The 1347-nt window shown below is 40.2% G+C and carries 1 protein-coding gene; it reads right to left on the reverse strand.

Going from position 1 to position 1347, the window contains the following annotated elements; translation table 11 throughout:
• Nucleotides 1-235: 235 nt before the first annotated feature.
• Nucleotides 236-1276 carry an IS110 family RNA-guided transposase gene (locus MD535_RS25520; protein WP_237300834.1) on the reverse strand — a complete coding sequence of 347 codons (1041 nt, stop codon included), beginning with the start codon at nt 1274-1276 and terminating at the stop codon, nt 236-238.
• Nucleotides 1277-1347 lie beyond the last annotated feature (71 nt).

Consider the following 1347-nt stretch of genomic DNA (forward strand, 5'->3'; position numbering starts at 1 on the left):
CTCCGCACTTATATGGACTCCTCGTTTTAATCAATGCCTTTTTAAATAGAACGATAGTTGCGCACTTATATACGGGCTCTTATTGGAGAGCTACTCCTGCCCTTTGATGTGTTCGCTCCAATGGTCCGAGTCTATAGCGCAGTATCTAAGTACTTTTGTGCGGATCTGAATTCCATTGGTTGTATTATCGCTTTATTTTATGCAAGTCATTGAATTAAAATTTAATTAACACTACTTATGCTTGAATCGCCAATGGGTGATACTCACTATCACTTTTTATGAGTGCAACGGCGGTTCTAACCGTCTTATTTGCCAGAGCAATAGCAGCTATTTTCTTACCACGTCGCTCTATCATAGATTTTAACCACCGTTCTTTTTCTGTTGTTGGTGCTCGAAGTGTAACTTTGTACACTATAGACATTGCTCCTTGATACAAGAGGCTTCTCAAACGCTTATCTGCGCAACTTTTAGAAATATGCCCTATACGCTCTTTACCGCCAGTAGAGTGTTGTTTAGGCGTTAATCCTATACAAGCAGACGCATCTCGACTTCGAACAAATTCTTTACCATTACCTAAACGTACCATTAGACCTAATGCAACGATTGGCCCAACTCCTTCTAGTTTACTAAGCTTTTTACAGATTTTATTTTGACTAACATGCTCTGTGATTAAACCGTCGTAGTATTCTATTTGTTCTGTATACATAGCTAATAAATCAGATTGAGATGCGAGTACTTGGCGTAAACAATCTGGTAACCCATTTTCTGCATCTTCTAATATTTCTGGGATCCGTTTTGCTAAAGGAGTTATTCCTTTGGGCAAAACGATGCCAAATTCCATTAAGAACCCACGCATTTGATTACTAAGTGCTGTTCGTTGGGCTATCTGTAATGCCCGAGCACGATCCAAACACTGTAGTCCTTGCTCTTCTTCAGACATCTGACTGCAACTAGATATATGAGGAAGTAGAGCGGCAACCCCTATCGCATAAGCATCATTCTTATCCGTTTTCTGTTTGAGTTGTAGACCTGTAACTGCACGAGGGGGGATGACTTTAATTTCGTAATTATTTTTCTTCGCTAAGCGAGCCCAGTAATGAGAACCACCACAAGCCTCCATGACCACTAAAGAAAACTTCTTCTTTCCAGTTAGCAGTCTGATCAAACTAGTACGGCTGATAGCTTTGTTCATGAGAACTTCACCATTGATTCTCATATAGCAAACTTGAAATGAGTTTTTCGCTAGGTCGATGGCAAGTATTAGATTGTCTTCCATATCTGAGCTCCACTATTTTTACAGGTGTATTTATAACGTAGTCCCCGAGGGGAGAGGAGTCCATACATCTA

It is taken from the genome of Vibrio qingdaonensis, from assembly GCF_026191675.1.
Classification (GTDB): Bacteria; Pseudomonadota; Gammaproteobacteria; order Enterobacterales; family Vibrionaceae; genus Vibrio; species Vibrio qingdaonensis.